The 17,778-nt window shown below is 56.4% G+C and carries 7 protein-coding genes; 6 read left to right on the top strand and 1 reads right to left on the bottom strand.

Annotation, left to right across the window (positions count from 1 at the left end):
- The first annotated feature begins 339 nt into the window (after positions 1 to 339).
- From addB to K0T92_RS03050, 5 genes are all read left to right on the top strand, one after another.
- Positions 340 to 3,918: a helicase-exonuclease AddAB subunit AddB gene (gene addB / locus K0T92_RS03070; RefSeq protein WP_219870930.1), complete on the top strand. Its 3,579-nt coding sequence runs from the start codon at positions 340 to 342 to the stop codon at positions 3,916 to 3,918.
- Entirely contained in the window at positions 3,911 to 8,005 is a 4,095-nt protein-coding gene (gene addA, locus K0T92_RS03065; protein ID WP_246627802.1) for a helicase-exonuclease AddAB subunit AddA, read from the top strand. The genes addB and addA overlap by 8 nt, the downstream gene beginning before the upstream one ends.
- 28 nt (positions 8,006 to 8,033) lie before the next feature.
- Positions 8,034 to 9,254 (top strand): exonuclease SbcCD subunit D, encoded by a 1,221-nt coding sequence (locus tag K0T92_RS03060; protein WP_219870929.1) that lies wholly within the window; start codon positions 8,034 to 8,036, stop codon positions 9,252 to 9,254.
- Positions 9,251 to 12,712, top strand: a complete 3,462-nt coding sequence (locus K0T92_RS03055) for an AAA family ATPase (RefSeq protein ID WP_219870928.1) — start codon at positions 9,251 to 9,253, stop codon at positions 12,710 to 12,712. The genes K0T92_RS03060 and K0T92_RS03055 overlap by 4 nt, the downstream gene beginning before the upstream one ends.
- A gap of 113 nt (positions 12,713 to 12,825) precedes the next feature.
- A complete protein-coding gene (locus K0T92_RS03050) occupies positions 12,826 to 13,443 on the top strand; it encodes a hypothetical protein (protein WP_219870927.1) in 618 nt (205 codons plus the stop codon).
- A gap of 792 nt (positions 13,444 to 14,235) precedes the next feature.
- Here the strand turns inward: K0T92_RS03050 and K0T92_RS03045 are convergent.
- The gene (locus K0T92_RS03045) at positions 14,236 to 15,114 is read right to left on the bottom strand and encodes an AraC family transcriptional regulator (RefSeq protein ID WP_219870926.1); all 879 of its coding nucleotides are present in this window, start codon (positions 15,112 to 15,114) and stop codon (positions 14,236 to 14,238) included.
- A 172-nt stretch (positions 15,115 to 15,286) separates the two neighbouring features.
- On the opposite strand from K0T92_RS03045, the gene yicI reads away from it, so the two are divergent.
- The gene (gene yicI / locus K0T92_RS03040; RefSeq protein ID WP_219870925.1) at positions 15,287 to 17,614 is read left to right on the top strand and encodes an alpha-xylosidase; all 2,328 of its coding nucleotides are present in this window, start codon (positions 15,287 to 15,289) and stop codon (positions 17,612 to 17,614) included.
- Positions 17,615 to 17,778 lie beyond the last annotated feature (164 nt).

Genomic DNA, 17,778 nt, shown 5'->3' with positions numbered 1-17,778 from the left:
AGGAGTATACAGGCAGTAGCACGGCGGTATACGCAGTAGCACGGCTGTATACAGGAAGTAGCACGGGGCGGTATACAGGGCAGCAGCACGGCGGTATACAGGCTGCGTAAAAGCTGCATAAAAGCTGCATAAAAGCGTTAACCAAGGACATGTTTTCACTGATAAAGTGATGCATGTCTTTTTTGCATCTGACGGGCAGTTGTGGAGAGAAATCGAGAAGTTGGCTCTGTACACACTATTTCCCTGCTTGGAAATGGAATGCATGTTCGTGTTTTGAGGTGAAAGAACGAACTATGGTATGGTAGAATAATAGAATCGCAAACGAGAAGAGGTGGGTGCATGGCGCTCCGTTTTGTAATTGGCCGGCCGGGTTCAGGCAAAACCCGTTATTGCCTTGATCATATACGCAACGAGGTGCTCCGGCAGCCTGACGGCCCGCCGCTCATTATGCTGGTGCCGGAGCAAGCGACTTTTCAAACTGAGTATGCTCTGCTTCGTGATTCTGAGCTGGACGGGACGATCAGAGCGCAAGCGCTCAGCTTCAGAAGGCTTGCTTTTCGTGTAATGCAGGAGACGGGCGGAACTGCGCTTGTTCCCATTAACGAGGACGGCAAGAACATGATGCTGTACAAAATTGTCAATCGATTGTCTGACCGGCTGCAGCTATTCCAGGGCAGTGAATCACAGCATGGTTTCATCGAACGGTTAGGCGAGCTGCTGACGGAGTGGAAGCGGTACGGCATCACGGCAGAGGCCGTAGAGCAGTTCACCGAGAGCCAGCAAGGCTCCACCCATTCGTTGCTTAACCGCAAGCTTCATGATCTGCAGCTCATTCATTCGGAACTGGATCATGAGCTTGCTGGTTTATATATAGATTCGGAAGATTATTTGAGCTGGATGACCAAAGGTTTCGGCTTGGCCTCGTCCATGCGGGGAGCCCGCATCTGGGTCGATGGCTTTCATGGTTTTACCCCTAAGGAATTTGAAGCTCTCTCCGCTCTGCTTCAGCATGCGGATGATGTGACCGTAACCTTGTGTCTGGATCGGCCTTATGCCCAAGGAGAATTGCCGCATGAGCTTGAATTGTTCCATCCGACAGCTGAAACGTTCATTGCGCTGCGGGATCTGGCGGTTCAAGGCGGTGTGTCGGTGGAGGAATCTCTCGTATTAGGAGGGACGCCCTACCGTTTCCGTGACCGTCCGATGCTGGCCCATATCGAGCGCCATTTCCGCGACCGTGCTGCGATGACGCTGGCGCCGGAGCAATTGGAGAATGGCAGTGTATCGCTCTATTCGGCAGCAAGCCGAAGAGCGGAGGTTGAGGCGGTTGCCCGCGATATTGTGCGAAGAGTGAAGGATGACGGATTGCGCTACCGCGAGCTGGCTGTTATGGTGCGAAACGCGCCGGATTACAATGATTACATAACGGCGGTCTTTGCCGATTACGATATTCCTTGTTTTCTGGATCAGAAGAACGCGGCACTGCATCATCCGCTGGTTGAATTTATACGTTCCGCACTTGAGATCGCCCAGCATGGCTGGCGTTATGAAGCGGTATTCCGCTGCATCAAGACGGAGCTGCTGCTTCCAGAGGACGGCAGTGTGACAAGAGAATACTTTGACCTGCTCGAAAATTATGCGCTAGCTGCCGGTATTGACGGCAACAGGTGGATCTCTGCCAGCCAGTGGAAGCCTTTCACACGCGATACGCTGGAAGGGGAAGCCCTTGAGGCAGGGGAGCGGGAAAAACGTGTGTTCGAAGTCGTCATGAGGGCAAGGGAAGCAGTTGTTCCGCCGCTGCACAGCTTCAATCGGGCGCTCAAGAAGTCTGCCAATGTAAGGGAAATGTGTGAAGCGCTCTATCTGCTGCTTATTGGCATCGGGGCTCCGGACAGATTGGAGAGCTGGAGCCGCAGCGCAATTGCGGGAGGACAAACGCAGCGAGCCAGAGAGCATAAGCAGCTGTGGGACGGCGTCATGAATTTGCTGGATCAATTAACGGAGATGACGGGCGAGGAGCCGGTATCGCTGCCGCTGTTCGCAGGCATGGTGGAAACGGGCCTGGAAAGCATGAAGCTTGCGGCAGTCCCGCCTTCAATCGATGAAGTGCTCATTGGGAGCATTGATCGTACCAGGCCGGGCCATGTATCGGTCTGTTATCTGCTTGGAGTCAACGACGGGGTGATGCCGCAGCGGTTCCAGGAGGATGGCGTGCTGACAGAGCAGGAGCGCGAAAGTCTGGGCAATGGCGGGCTTGCCATGGCGCCGAGTGTCCGCAGAAGGCTGCTGGACGAACGATTTCTGATTTACAATGCGCTCACGATGCCCAGCCGCCATCTCTGGATCAGCTGGGTTATGGCGGATGAAGAGGGGAAAAGTCTGCACGCATCCGAGGTTATTCGTCATGTGAAGGGAATGTTCCCGGGAATTCCGGAGCGGATGATTGCCGCTGAGCCTGCGGCGGGGATGAAGGAAGGGGAGCAGCTTTCCTTTATTGCGCATCCCGAGCGGACGCTCTCTTATTTAATTAGCCAACTCCGTACGTGGCGTCACGGGGGAGTCATCGCTCCATTATGGTGGGAGGCTTTCAATTGGTTTGCCGTCCGTCCGCAGTGGCAGGACAAGCTGCAGCGGCTGGTTGGCTCGCTCCAATATTCCAACGAGGCGTCGAAGCTGTCCGCTGCTGCTGCTGACTTGCTGTACGGCACGATGCTTAGGGGAAGCGTGTCGCGGATGGAGCGCTTCGTCTCCTGCCCGTTCCAGCATTTTGCCATCCATGGCCTGCGGCTTCGGGAGCGCGCGCAATTCAAGCTTGCGGCTCCGGATATTGGGCAATTGTTCCATGCGGCACTTAGCAGGCTGGCCCAGACGCTTGGCGAGCGATGGGGGGAGATGGATGCCGATGGTATTCGCAAGGAAGCGGCGATCGTCGTCGAAGAGCTGGCGGAGCGGCTGCAATCGCAAATTCTGTTCAGCAGCAGCCGCAATCGTTATGTGGCCCGCAAGCTGCAGGATATTGTCGGCCAAGCGGCGGTTATACTCGGCGAGCATGCAAGGCGAGCCGATTTCCAGCCGGTCGGAGTCGAGATCGGCTTCGGACCGGAAGGGCCGCTGCCCCCTGTACGTATTCCGCTAGCGAATGGACGGACGATGGAAATGTCCGGAAGGATCGACCGTGTGGACGCTGCGGAGACAGAGGAAGGATTGCTGCTGCGGGTGATCGATTTCAAATCCAGCGCAACGCAGCTCAGGCTGGAGGAAGTGGCCTACGGTCTCGCCCTGCAAATGCTTACGTATCTGGATGTGCTGCTTAACGCGGCTCCGACGTGGCTAGGTCAAGAAGCGCGGCCTGCGGGGGTCCTTTATTTTCATGTGCATAACCCGCTGCTGTCCGCCTCCAATGCACTGTCGCGGGATAAGGCAAGAACAGAAATGCTGAAACGGTTCAAGCTGAAGGGATTAGTGCTCGCTGATGAGAAAACAGCCCGAATGATGGACCATTCCCTGGAGACGGGTTATTCAGAGCTGCTGCCGCTTGCGCTTAAGCGGGACGGCGGCTTCTACAGCAGCTCTTCAGTAGCGTCTGACGAGCAGTGGGATACGCTCCGCCGCTCGGTGCGCGGAACGCTTCGAGGAATAGGCGACCGGATCGCGGGCGGCGATGTGTCGATTGCTCCTTATCGTCTGGGAGTGAAGTCGCCCTGCCAGTTTTGCGTCTACAAGCCGGTATGCCAGTTTGATCCACTCGTTGAAGGCAATGCCTATACCAAGCTTAGCAAGCCGGGCAAGGATGAGGTCTGGAATCTGCTTGCTGCAGATCAGGTGCAGGAAGACGAGGGCATAGTGCCCGGGGATCGGAACGGTGCAGGCAGATTCGGAATGAGGATGAGACGGGAGGATGATGGCGGCGATGATTAGTGCGATAAAGCCCGAGGACAGCATATGGACGGATGATCAATGGAACGCCATCGTCACGGGCGGCAGCAATATTCTCGTTGCGGCAGCAGCCGGATCAGGCAAGACGGCGGTGCTCGTTGAACGGATTATTCGCAAAATTTCAGGCGATACCGATGTGGATCGGCTTCTGGTAGCTACCTTCACGAAAGCGGCGGCGGCTGAGATGAAGGAAAGAATCCGGATTGCGCTGGAGAAGGAGCTTGAACGCAATCCGGAATCGGAGCATCTGCGCCGCCAACTGGCGTTAATGGGCCGGGCATCGATTACAACGCTGCATTCTTTTTGTCTGGATGCGATTCGCCGCTATTATCCGCTTATTGGGCTTGATCCCGGATTTCGGATCGCCAATGGAACGGAGACAGAGCTGCTGAGGATGGATGTACTGGATGATTTGTTCGAGGAGTACTACTCTGAAGCGGAGGGGGAGAGCGGATTCATTGAGCTGATCGAGCGCTTCGGCGGTGAGCGGGGCGATGGGCCGCTCTATTCGCTGGTGCTGCAGCTGTATGCCTTTGCACAGAGTCATCCGTGGCCGGAGGTGTGGCTCAGGGAAACGGCAGCGGCCTTTCAGGTGGAGGATGCTGCTGCGCTTGGCCGTTCGGAGTGGGTAGAGAGTCTCGTCGGGACGGTTGCATTAGGATTTCAGGGGGCGAGAAATTTATTGGAGCAGGCGCTTGAGCTAACCAGACTCCCGGCGGGACCTGCGCATTATGCGGATACACTGGATGATGATTTGGCGCTCGTTCGCTTGCTCGAAGGCCGTATTGAGAATGAACCGTGGGAGTCGTGGTGTGACGCGTTCGCTGGAATAAGCTTCGGCAAGCTGAAAAGCCAGCGCGGCGGCGATGCGGACAAGGCGCTTCAGGAGCAGGCCAAGGAGCTCAGAGATATGGCCAAATCGATCATTGCCGATATGACCGACGAGCTGTTCACCCGTTCAGCGGATGACTTCGCCAAGGAGCTCCGGGAATTAGCGCCGATTATGAGCACGCTCGCGGAGCTGGTTATTGCCTTTGGGGCCCGATTCGAGGCTGCCAAGCGGGAGAAGGGGCTGCTTGATTTTGGCGATATGGAGCATTACTGTCTTCGCATCTTGCGTGATCCGGCCTCGACGCCGGAGCAGTCCATTCCTTCCGCTGCCGCGCTTGAATATCAGCGTCAATTCGATGAGATTCTGCTCGACGAGTATCAGGATACGAATATGGTTCAGGAAGCGATTGTAGCACTGCTTGCCCGTTCCGGCAGCGGCAATCGGTTCATGGTCGGTGATGTGAAGCAGAGCATATACCGGTTTCGTCTGGCGGAGCCGAATTTGTTTCTGCGCAAGTACAAGGCTTATCGGAATGTAAGCGATGTTGAAGGGCGCGATTCTGATGAGAAGGAAGCCAAGGATGAGGGAGAGTCCGGTATCCGCATCGACCTGGCGCGTAATTTCCGCAGCCGGACAGAGGTTGTCGACGGGGTCAATCATGTGTTTCGGGCCATTATGCGGGAGAAAGCGGCAGAGATGGATTACGATAAACGGGCAGAGCTCGTGTGTGGGGCCTCCTATCCGCCTGCTGATGAAGGCGGTGCGGCTGCGCGGTATTCGATTGAGTTTGCACTGATCGATAAGGGAACAGGCCGGGATGATGAGGAGGCCAGCTCTTCGGAGGAAGACGGAAGCGATGGCGAAGCATTGGGGACAGAGAGCGCGGGGGCGCGAGCAGAAATAGCCGGGGCCGATCTGCAAACCGTGCAGCTTGAAGCAAGATATATCGCATCGCAAATCAGGCGTATGAAGGGTTTGGATGAGGCGGAGGGCGACAGCTCCGGCCAATTCGAGGTATATGACGGCAAACGGGGGCGGGGGCGCCCGCTGGCTTGGCGGGATATCGTTATCCTGCTGCGGGCGGACAAGCAGTGGGCTCCTGTCATTATTGAAGAGCTTCAGGCCCAAGGGATTCCGGCTTATGCCGAGCTGAGCAGCGGTTATTTTGAAGCGACGGAAGTGGAGACGGTATTGTCCCTGCTGCGCGTGATTGATAATCCGTATCAGGATATCCCCCTGGCGGGAGCGCTGCGCTCGCCGATCTTTGGCGTAACTGCGGAGGAGCTGGCGTGGATACGAATTCGCGGCGGCAGAACGGCTTATTACGATGCTGTTCTGTCTGCGGGGGAAGATTCAGCGCTGCCAGAGGAGACGAGGGAGAAGCTTGCCCATTTTCTGCTGCTGCTGGAGCAGTGGCGGGAGCAGGCAAGAAGAGGCTCGCTGGCTGATCTGCTGTGGGACATGTACCGGGAGACGGGCTATTACGATATGGTCGGCGGCATGCCGGGCGGGATGCAGCGGCAGGCGAATCTGCGAGCTCTTCATGATCGCACACGGCAGTATGAGGCTACCTCATTCCGCGGGCTGTTCCGCTTCTTGCGGTTCATCGACCGGATGCGGGAGAGCGGCGGCGATCTTGGAACTGCAAGGGCGCTTGGGGAGCAGGAGGATGTCGTTCGCATCATGTCCATTCATAAGAGCAAGGGACTTGAGTTTCCGGTCGTCTTCGTCGCCGGACTGGGGAAGGCGTTCAACCGGCAGGATTTGAACGGCTCCTTTCTTATGCATAAGCAGCTTGGCTTCGGTCCCCGCTTCCTTGATAAGGAGCTTAGAGTCAGTTATCCGACGCTCCCTTACTTGGCGGTTCGTCACAAGATGCGGATGGAGACGCTCGCCGAGGAGATGCGCATTCTTTATGTTGCTCTCACAAGACCGAAGGAAAAAATGTTCCTTGTCGGAACCGTAGGCGATGCCAAGAAGCAGCTTCAGCGTTGGAGCGAAGCTTTTGACAGGAATGGTGAAATACCGGATTTTCGATTGGCGCAGGCGAAACGGTTTCTGGATTGGATCGGCCCGCTTGCAATGCGAGATGGCATACAGTTGACAATAGAAGCTGTTGAGACGGGACAAGGGGCGGACACGGAAGCGGCAGAGGATGCAAACGCAAGCGCCGGGGCTTTGATGCAGGAACCTGTGATCACGGAGCAGAAGCGGCAGCATTCCAAGCAGGATTGGAAAACCGGCGTCATTCCCGCCTCTATATTCGGCCTCCAAGCGGCTGCTGCTGCAGCTGTGGATGAAGCGGCTGAGGCTGCTTTTGCGGAGCGGCTGCAGGCGGTTCAAGCGCTTGTCCCGATTCCGGCATCAGCAGATGCTGCAGCAGCAATCGAAGACCGCTTGTCGTGGTCCTATCCGTATCTTGCGGCTACTACAATTGCAGCCAAAACATCTGTCACGGAGATGAAGCGGCTGCATGCGGAGCTGCTGGCAGATGAAGAAGCGGCAGTGCTCGCTGTGTTTGACAGCGCTGTGGATGAAATTTCGGCAGCGGCAGGCGAACGGGAGGGTATCCATGCAGAAGGGAATGGCCAGGCTGTTCTATTCGGCGGCCCGGCAGCCCAGGGTGGAGACTATACCTTCCGGCTCCGCCGTCCTAAATTTATGGAGGAGCGTTCCCTGACTGCCGCTGAACGCGGTACAGTCAGTCACTTGGTCATGCAGCATATTCCGCTTGAAGGGCCTGTTGATGCCGAGGTCGTCCGCGAGACGATTCAAGGACTGCAGGAGCGCAGCATGCTTACCGCAGGACAGGCGGGGGTGGTGGACATTTCCTCAGTTGCGGCCTTTTTTGCCACTGAGGTTGGACAAAGGCTGCTGCAATCGGATTGGGTCAGAAGGGAAACGCCATTCAGCTGCACATTCCCTGCGGACAGAGTCTACGCTGGAAAGGCTGACGTTGCAGGCAGCGACAGAGGCGCTGGCAGCTGGCAAGGAATCGGTGAGGAGCCGATCCTTATTCAAGGGGTTATTGATTGTCTGTTCCAGGACGGGGATGGGCTCGTGCTGCTCGATTACAAGACAGATCGGATTCAGGGCAAGCAATGGGAGGCGGCGGCTGAACGGCACCGGTTCCAGCTCACGCTATACGCGGAAGCGATTCAGCGTACTCTGGGGAGGCCGGTGGACGCTTGCTACCTGTTTTTCTTTGACGGAGGCCAGGCAGTAAGGTTGTTCTGATCAAATAAAGGAATGGAGGTGAACTGCGATGCGCATATTGCACACAGCGGATTGGCATTTCGGACGCACACTTGAGGGACGCAGCCGGATGGAAGAGCAGGAAGCTTTCGTGGACGAGCTGGTCGATATCGTAAAGGATGAGTCGATCGATCTCGTTATGCTGGCAGGCGATATTTATGACTCGGTCAATCCTCCGGCAGCAGCAGAGCAGCTGTTCTATGAGGCGCTCTCCCGGCTTGCCGACGGCGGGCAGCGAACGGTGGCGGTTATCGCCGGCAATCATGATCATCCGGAACGGATAGCGGCATCAGCTCCGCTGGCGAGGCGAAGCGGCATTCATCTCTTGGGAATGCCGTCAGCGGAACCGCTTATGATCGATGTGGCGCGAACAGGGGAGCAGGCCATTATAGCAGCGCTGCCCTACCCATCGGAATCGAGGCTGCGCGAGCTGCTTCGCGAGGAGACGGATGAAGCGATGCTCAGAACGGCGTATTCCGAGCGTGTCGGCCGGCTGATGAAGGGGCTCGGCTCGGCGTTTCGTCCGGATACGGTCAATCTGGCGATGAGCCATATTTATGTTCTGGGCGGCCTGGAGACGGATTCGGAGCGGCCGATTCAGATCGGCGGGGCGTACACGGTAGATCCGTCCGCGCTGCGCATCGGCGCACAATATGTGGCGCTCGGCCATCTGCATCGTCCGCAGCGGGTGGATGGCGATGAACGGATGCGCTACAGCGGTACGCCTCTTGCCTATAGCTTCTCGGAATCAGGCCAGTCCAAATCGGTCATCGTATTCGAGGCGGAGCCGGGGACAGCGGTAGAGCCGCGGGAAATTTTACTCAGCTGCGGCCGCCCGCTCATTCAGTGGAAGGCGAAGGGCGGCTTGGCTGAGGTATACAGCTGGCTTGACGAGGGGCGGGATGCCCGGGCATGGATCGATCTGGACGTATGGATGACAGAGGCGATGACGCTTCAGCATATTCAAGGACTGCGCAAAATGCATAACGGGCTTGTACATATTCGCCCGGTCTATCCGGAAACAGCGGAGACGATGGAGGCGGACGGCCGCTCGCGCGAGCAGCTGCCTGCCGAGGAATTGTTCAGACGGTTCTTCACCCGGCAGACCGGAGGCGCGGAGCCGGACAGTGACACAGTGTCGCTGTTCCTGGAGTTGATCGCGGAAGAGGATGATACAGCGTCTGAGCAAGCAAGCATGGATGGGCAAAGAGAAGAGGTCGAAGGAGCATGAAGCCAATATTACTGAGGTTAAGCGGATTGCAAAGCTATCGCGAAGCGCAAGAGGTAGATTTTGAGCGCTTGTGCGAAGCGGGCGTCTTTGGCATTTTCGGTTCTACGGGCAGCGGGAAATCCAGCATATTGGATGCGATGACCTTGGCCTTGTACGGCAGAGTGGAGCGTGCCGCCAACGGGACACAAGGAATTATGAATCAGGCGGAGAAGCAGCTCGCGGTCTCTTTCACCTTCGATATGGGAGGTGGCGACGGGCGTCGCCGTTATCGCGTTGAGCGGCAATTCAAGCGCGGCGGCGAAGTTGCGATTGCAAGCGCGCTGAGCCGCTTCATCGAGGTAACGGAGGCTGGCGATGTTGTGCTTGCTGACAAAACAGGCGATGTAACCCGCTGCGTCGAGGAACGGATTGGCCTCAATATGCAGGACTTCACACGGGCGGTTGTGCTGCCGCAGGGTAAATTCGCGGAGTTTCTATCGCTGACGGGCAAGGATCGCCGCCAAATGCTCCAGCGGCTCTTTCGGCTGGAGCGGTTTGGCGATGGGCTGGCGCTGAAGCTTAGCCAGCGCATGAAAGCGGCGGAGTCCGCGCTTAACGAAGCGGCAGCCGAGCAGCAGGGGCTCGGCGATGCCTCCGCCGCCGCGGTCGATGCGGCGGCGGCCTTGCACCGCGAAGCGGCAGCCGCGGCAGCGATTGCGCGGGCGGCGCTGGCCGACGCGGAGCGGCTGCACGCGGAGCGGCTGCATGTGCGCGAGCGGCAGGAGGCGCAGCGCGCGAAGGAAGCGCTGCAGGCGAAGCTGCACGCGGACGCGCCGCGCATTGCGGCGCTTGAGCGCGAGCTGCAGCGCCTCGCGGCGGCGGAGCGGCTGACGCCCGCGCTCGCCGCTGCCGAAGCGGCCGAAGCGGCGCTCACCGCCGCCGCTTCGCGCCGCGAAGCCGCCGGGCTGGCGCATGCCGCCCGGCTGGAGGCCGCCGCCGCCGCCGCCGCCGCGTGGTCCGCGGCGTCCGCGGAAGCGGCCGCTGCCGAGCCGCGCCTGGCGCTGCGGCTCGACCAGCTCGCGCAAGCGCAGCGGCTCGAAGGCGAAGCCGCTGCGCTTGCGGCAGCCGCCGCCGGCGACGAGCGCCGCTGCGCCGACGCCGCCATGCGGCAGCGCAGCTTCGGCGATGCGGCCGCCAAAGCGCAGGAGACGCTCGGCCGTGCCCTCGCGAAGCAGAACGAGCTGAAGGCTGAGCTGAAGACAGCTCAGCTTACTACCGAGGAGCGCGGGCAGCGCAGCATCGTTGCCAAGCGGCTGCGGCAGGTTGAAGCGCTGAGCGTGCAGATGGACAATGCGAGACGCGAATGCGAATTGCAAGCGCAGAAGCTTGCCGTGCTGCGCCAGGCCACTGCAGCAGCAGAAGCGGAGCGCGATGCAACTGCAGCGGAGCTTGACGGGCATTTATCGGCATTGCAGCCGGTCCAATCGGAGCTGATGCAGCTGGAGAAGCGGCTGCAGCAGCTGAGCGAGACGCTGCCGCAATGGCTTGAGCGAATGCGCGACAATCAGCGTGAGCAGCAGCACGCGCAGCTGGCCGCGCAATTAGCGGCAGAGCTTCGACAAGGGGAGCCGTGTCCGGTCTGCGGCTCATGCGCTCATCCACAGCCGGGCACGCAAGGGGATGCTGCCCCTTCCGCCCATCTCATCTCCCAATGGGAAAGGGCACAACAGGGAGCAAGCGCGCTGCTCCTCCGAATAACGCCGCTTCACTCCAAGGCGGAGAGTGCGCATGAGCGGCTCCGCGAGGCATTGCCCGCCGAGGATGATAAGCTTCGCGCTGACAATACAGAGTCTCCAGAACTCGCTTGGGAGAACGAAGCTGCCGCAGCATTATCCCATATAACAGCAGCCAATCAGGACTTGCCGGACGAGGAGACGCTGCATGCGATACAGGCACTGCTATCCGCTGTGTCGGATGCATCTGCTGCGCATGAGCAGTGGCTCTCATCCGCTGCTGCAAAGTTTCGCGCAAGCCATACCCGCAGCGCCGAAGCTGTGCGCAGCTGCGAGCTTGCCGCCAGCGAGCTTCGCTCCCAGGCCTTGCAGGATTCAGAATATGCTGCCAAATATAGTGAGCTCGCCGCAGCAATGGATGGGGAATTAAAGGAATGGAGCGAGCAGTTCGGTCCGGAGCTTCATCCTGAGGAGGCTCGGCAATTGCTGGTACAGTACGAGCAGCGCGAGAATGCCGCTCATGAGCTGAACAATCGGCTGGAGAGGAGCGTCACCTTCATTGAAGAGGTTGAACAGCAAGCAGGGGACAATGAGAAGCTGGCCCAGGCTGCACAGCTTGAAGCAGTAGAGCTCACAGCAAGACTGGAGCATCAGCGTCAGCAGCTGCTAGATAAAGAGGCGCGGCTGAAGGAATGGACGAATGGCAAGCCGTCAGCTGCATTGCTTGCCGAAGCCGAGCGTGAGCTGGCCGGGATTCGTTCCCAATTAACCCGGCTCAAAGATGTGCATGAGACCGCTCAAGCGGCACTGCAAGAAGCGGCGGAGCAGCGCAGCGCCGCTGTGGAATCGGCTCGCAACGCAGAGAGCCGCCAATTGGAGACGGCCGGGCAATGGCAGGCCGCGCTTGCGCCATCGCCCTTTCAATCCGCGGATGAGGTGAGGGCTCTGCAGCCTATGCTGTCCAAACAGGCTGACATTGCGGGAGAAATCGACGGTTACCGCGAAACGGAGAGCCAGCTTTCGGCTCAAATCGCCCTCCTGCGCGAGCAGCTGCAAGGCAGGGCCGTAACCGATGAGGATTGGGAACAATGTGTAGGCGAGCTGAAGCAGGCCCGCATATCCAACGAGTCGGCGCTGCAAGCTTCCGCGAAGGCAGAACGTGATCTGGAGGAGCTGGCAGCCAAGCAGGATCGATGGCAGCAGCTTGAGACTGCGCGTCTAGCGACAGAGCAGCTCTGTGTCCGGCTCAAGTCGCTCCAATCCGTCTTTCGCGGCAATGCTTTTGTTGAATATGTGGCCGAGGAGCAGCTTGTTCAAGTGTGCCGGACAGCCTCGGAACGTCTCGGGTTTCTGACCAAGAGGCGCTACGCGCTGGAGGTTGATTCCGGCGGCGGGTTCGTCATACGGGATGACGCCAACGGCGGCATTCGCCGCCCGGTCTCATCTCTGTCGGGGGGAGAGACCTTCCTGGCTTCGCTTGCACTCGCTTTGGCGCTGTCCGGACAAATTCAGCTCAGGGGCAAATATCCGCTGCAATTCTTTTTCCTCGACGAAGGCTTCGGCACGCTCGATCCCGAGCTTCTTGATACCGTAATATCAGCGCTGGAGAAGCTGCAGAGCGATACACTGTCTGTCGGCGTCATCAGCCACGTGCCGGAGCTGCGGGCAAGATTGCCGCGCCGGCTAATTGTGACGGCAGCCCAGCCTGCGGGAAGAGGGAGCCAGGTTGCGCTGGAGACGATGTAATTTTTCGCCAATGGACAAGAAACGGTCACAAACTGACTTGCGGGAGCGCGTTATAATAAGGTAACTTGAGATGAGCGTCTGCAATGGAAGAGGCTCATTGGTATGGAGGGATTATGTTGGAGCAGAAGCAGCCAAGACGGTCATGGTTCGCCCCGATCGTTCTCGTGCTACTCACGTTCAGCTTGATGGGCAACGTATTTTTGTACAGCCAGATTCTTCACAGCAAGCAGGACGTGCGGGTTCAGCGCGGATTTGACATTATTGAGTCAGGCAATCAGGCCAAGCAGCATATTGATTCGGTATTGAACAATGTGAGATTGTTGCTCGGCAATGACGATATGGCAACCCGTCTGTTGGCCAAAGGATCAGCCGCTCTTGCATTCAAGCAGGAGCAGGATCTTGTAAGATTCATAGAGGAAGCGGAAGTGTCGAGCAAGGAGCCCTTCGCATTTGCCGAGAGGAAGGCAGACGCCTATCTGTCGCAAGTCGAGCAATCTTTAATCGAGCTCGGGAATCATGAGGGGCCATTGACTGATGCGGAACGCGCTTATTTGAGCGCCATTGAACAGCAATATGCAAGCATGCAGGGTACTATAGCGGAATTTAGCATAAGCACCATTTCCAGAGGCACGGCGCTCACTGCCCAAGCAGGAGGCAGATGGGTCGATATCGGCAAGAAGCTGCTGGAAATTATGAACGAGCCGGACAATGTTCTGTTCAAGCAGCCATAAGCGCGACAATCTGATTTTCATCTTCCCAGGGCTCCTTGCCATTTCATGAGGTGGTATCCCGGCTTGTAAGCGGGAAATTCCGTTTTATAGCACGGGAATGGCAAGCAGCAGCCAGTTGTAGGCAGGAAATTTCGTGCTACAGCTTCAAGAAATCTCAATCTCCTCCTCGCAAACATGACTTAAAACGGAAAAACCCGCTTACAGCACCCGAAAAAGCTGCAACTTAGCTGAAAGGCGGAAAAACCCGCTTACAATTAAGCGTCCATCCTGAATTCGAATCCTCGCCAGAAGACGATCCGTCATTCAAACATCGGGACAAGCGAGATGCGAGATACGAGCTGCGAGCTAGGCGAAACATGCGAAACGGCATTGATTTTCTCATTTCAGGCCCTATGAAGGTGAAATGCCTGCCAGAGTGCAGGTATTTCACCTTCATTTCGCCTATACGGCCGATTTTTGCTCACATTCATGCTTCATCGCAGGCATTCTACCATTATGGCGTCTTGTAACCGAAATTCATGCACATTTGCAGCCTTCTTACTCCGTCACTGCTGGCTTCAAACCAGTTGGAGAAGAGTTTGTCCAGAAAGAGGTTTCATGATTTCAGAGTCCCGCTAAGCCACCATATACAGTGAAAAAGATGCTTCCAGTTCCACCTTGCAGTGGTTTGGAAGCATCTTTTTACATCATTGGGGACTGACTCATTCGATATTGGACTTTTCGCATAGCCTCTTTCCTATTTCCGTCCGATTGCGCACCAGGCGAATAGATAGCGAGACGTGAGACAAGCAATCACCTTTCGCGGCTGCGGTAGAAGCTGGGCGTACAGCCGTAATATTGTTTGAAGATGCCGATAAAATAGCTGGAGTTGCTAAAGCCGACGTCAAGCGCGATTTCCATCATTTTTTTATCGGTTGTCGTTAATAGGAGAGCTGCTTGTTGAACACGATATTGATTGATGTATGCAATGGGCGTCTTGGTTGTTATTTCTTTGAACAGCCGGCAGAAATGAGCCTCGCTCATCGAGACAAGCGCGGCCAGCTCCTTCAGGCGAATAGGGTCGCTGTAGTGCGCCTGTACATAATTCAGCACCGTTTTGAGCCGGGCGATCCGGTGGTATTCGGCCGGGGAAGATGATGCTCCCATCCGGGGCTCGCCCAATACGGTCAGCTTGGCGATCGCCATAAGGAGCAATCCCTTAGTAGCCAGCTCGAAGGCAGGCTCCTTGCTCTCGTTGAGCTCGATAATCCGCCTCAGATCGCCAAGCAGCTCGTTCTCTATGTCTGATCCGGTTGTCAGATGAGAGGGGACGCTTAATCTTTTTTGGATTAGCGGGGCAACATATTTCTCTTGCGTCACATCGTAGCTGCCGCTAATGATCAAATCGGGATGAAAGACAATCGCTTTGAAGGAGCAAGGCTGATCTCCGGCAATATAGCCGGAATGCAGCTCGCCTGTATTAACGAAGATGGCTTCGCCTGCCTGAACCTCATAGTCCGCCATATCAACACGGAATACTGCTCTACCTTCCGTCACCATCAGAAATTCCAGCTCCTCATGCCAGTGCAGCTCCAGCAGCGGCTCTCCGGGGGGACAAGAGATCTCATAGTAGCTGATGGGATAGAGGGGGGTTCCATGGATTCGATCCTCTTTCAGCACCGCTTTATTCAAATTTCAACACCCCTTTCTCATCCATGCTTAGATATGATACCCGTAGGCCCCGCTGCATCGATCCAAATAAACCCATACAAATATCAAAATCATGATATAAATGCGCAATATTTATAAAGAATTTAAGCAGAATAGTTAATATTATTATATTAAATGAAAGGGAGTGATCCTAGTGAAATTTACTGACGGATATTGGATGATGAAGGAAGGCACAACGATCCAGCACCCCGTAGAAATCCGGGATATCGATATTCAGCCATCACAGCTGTCGATCCATACCGCTTGCAGAAGCATTCAGCGCAAGGGGGATACGCTTAACGCGCCTCTGCTCCATATGGAGGCAAGCTCTCCGCTGCCGGATGTGATCCGTATACGATGGACCCATCATGCCGGCAAGCTGTCCAAGGGGCCGGAGTTTGAAATTTACAGTGATGCTGCAAATGAAGTCATCATCGATCAAGACGATGAAGCCATTTCTTTAGCAAGCGGAGGATTGAAGCTCAACATAAGCAAGACTGGTCCATGGCAGATTAATTTTACGAACTACGGCAAACGAATAACAGGCAGCGGAAGCAGGAAAACCGGATATATTCAGACGGGCGGTGGAACGGCTTATTTCCGTGAACAGCTTGATCTTGGCATCGGCGAGCAGATCTATGGTCTGGGTGAGCGGTTTACTCCGTTTGTCAAGAATGGCCAATCTGTGGACATCTGGAACGAGGATGGCGGCACGAGCAGCGAGCAGGCATACAAGAACGTTCCGTTCTATCTGTCCAGCGAAGGCTATGGCGTGTTCGTCAACCATCCGGAACGAGTCTCGTTCGAGATTGCATCAGAGAATGTGTCGAAGGTGCAGTTCAGCGTGCCGGGCGAATATTTGGAATATTTCATCGTAGGGGGACGCACGCCTAAGGAAGTGCTGGCCAATTATACGGCTTTGACTGGCAAACCGGCGCTGCCTCCTGCATGGTCCTTCGGTCTGTGGCTCACAACTTCCTTCACAACGAACTACGACGAAGCGACGGTGAACAGCTTTATTGACGGCATGTTCGAGCGGGATCTTCCGCTGCATGTTTTCCATTTCGATTGCTTCTGGATGAAGGAGTACCAGTGGTGCGATTTTGAATGGGACCCTGCTGTTTTTCCTGATCCTGAGGGCATGCTGCGGCGGCTGAAGGACAGAGGCCTCAAAATCTGCGTATGGATCAATTCCTATATCGGGCAGAAATCGCCACTGTTCAAGGAAGGCAAGGAGAACGGATATCTGCTGAAGACAAAAGAAGGCGATGTGTGGCAGTGGGATATGTGGCAGGCCGGCATGGGAATCGTCGATTTCACCAATCCGGCGGCGGTCCGCTGGTACCAAGAGAAGCTGGAGCGTCTGGTCGATATGGGCGTGGACAGCTTCAAGACAGATTTCGGCGAACGTATTCCAACGGACAATGTTGTTTATTATGACGGTTCAGATCCTGTGAAAATGCACAACTACTACACTTTCCTATACAACAAAGCAGTATTCGAGGTGCTGGAGCGCAAGCTTGGCAAGAATGAAGCGATGCTGTTTGCCCGTTCGGCTACAGCAGGCGGACAGCAGTTCCCTGTCCATTGGGGAGGCGATTGCTCCGCATCCTATGACTCGATGGCTGAAACATTGCGCGGCGGATTATCGCTCGGTCTGTCCGGCTTCGGCTATTGGAGCCACGATATTAGCGGCTTCGAGAGCACCGCATCTCCTGATATTTACAAGCGGTGGGTCGCATTCGGCTTGTTGTCCTCGCACAGCCGTCTGCATGGCAACGAGTCCTACAGGGTGCCGTGGGTATTCGATGAAGAGGCCGTTGATGTGCTTCGCTTCTACACGAAGCTGAAAAGCCGGCTCATGCCTTATCTGTATACGGCTGCTATCGAATCGTCGCGGCTCGGCGTGCCGATGATGCGGGCGATGGTGCTTGAGTTTCCAGAGGATCCTACCTGCCATCACTTGGACAGGCAATATATGCTTGGAGAAGGGCTGCTGGTTGCTCCGGTCTTCAGAGAAGACGGTGTTGTCAAATATTATATTCCAGAGGGCCGCTGGACGAGCTTCTTCACCGGAGAAACTGTCGAGGGAGGCCGCTGGAAGCAGGAAACGCATGACTATATGAGCCTTCCGCTGATGGTCAAGCCTGGCAGTCTGATCGCGGTCGGAAGCAACGACAAGCGTCCTGATTACGACTATGCGGATGGCGTCGCGCTTCATTTGTTTGAGCTGGAGGCCGGCGCCAAGGCTGTCGCACATATTCATGATGTGGAGGGCAATTTGCAGCTCACGGTAACAGCATCAAGGGACGGCAATGAGATCGTTATCGTCTCCGAAGGAGCTGCTGATAAGTCCTGGACGGTCATACTGCGAGGCATTGCGAAGGTGATAGCTGTCAGCGGAGGATCGGCGTCTGAAGATGCACTTGGTACTGTACTTGCACCGGACTCAAGCTCCGGCAAGCTGATCGTATCCCTATAAACGCGCTCGTCCATAGAAGCATCGAAACCCGCCTTTACAGCGGGTTTCAGATGCTTCTTTTGTTGGACAGACCTATGATTCCTGCGAAAGTGCAGGCTATTTCACTGGAAGTCTGCTATATTTGGAAAAGCCTGCAAACGTGCAGGCAAATCAGCGATTTCTTC

The sequence above is a fragment of the Paenibacillus oenotherae genome (genome assembly GCF_019443105.1).
Taxonomy (GTDB): Bacteria; Bacillota; Bacilli; order Paenibacillales; family Paenibacillaceae; genus Paenibacillus_Z; species Paenibacillus_Z oenotherae.
The sequence above is the reverse complement of the archived record's forward strand: the minus strand, read 5'-3'. Positions and strand labels throughout refer to the sequence as shown.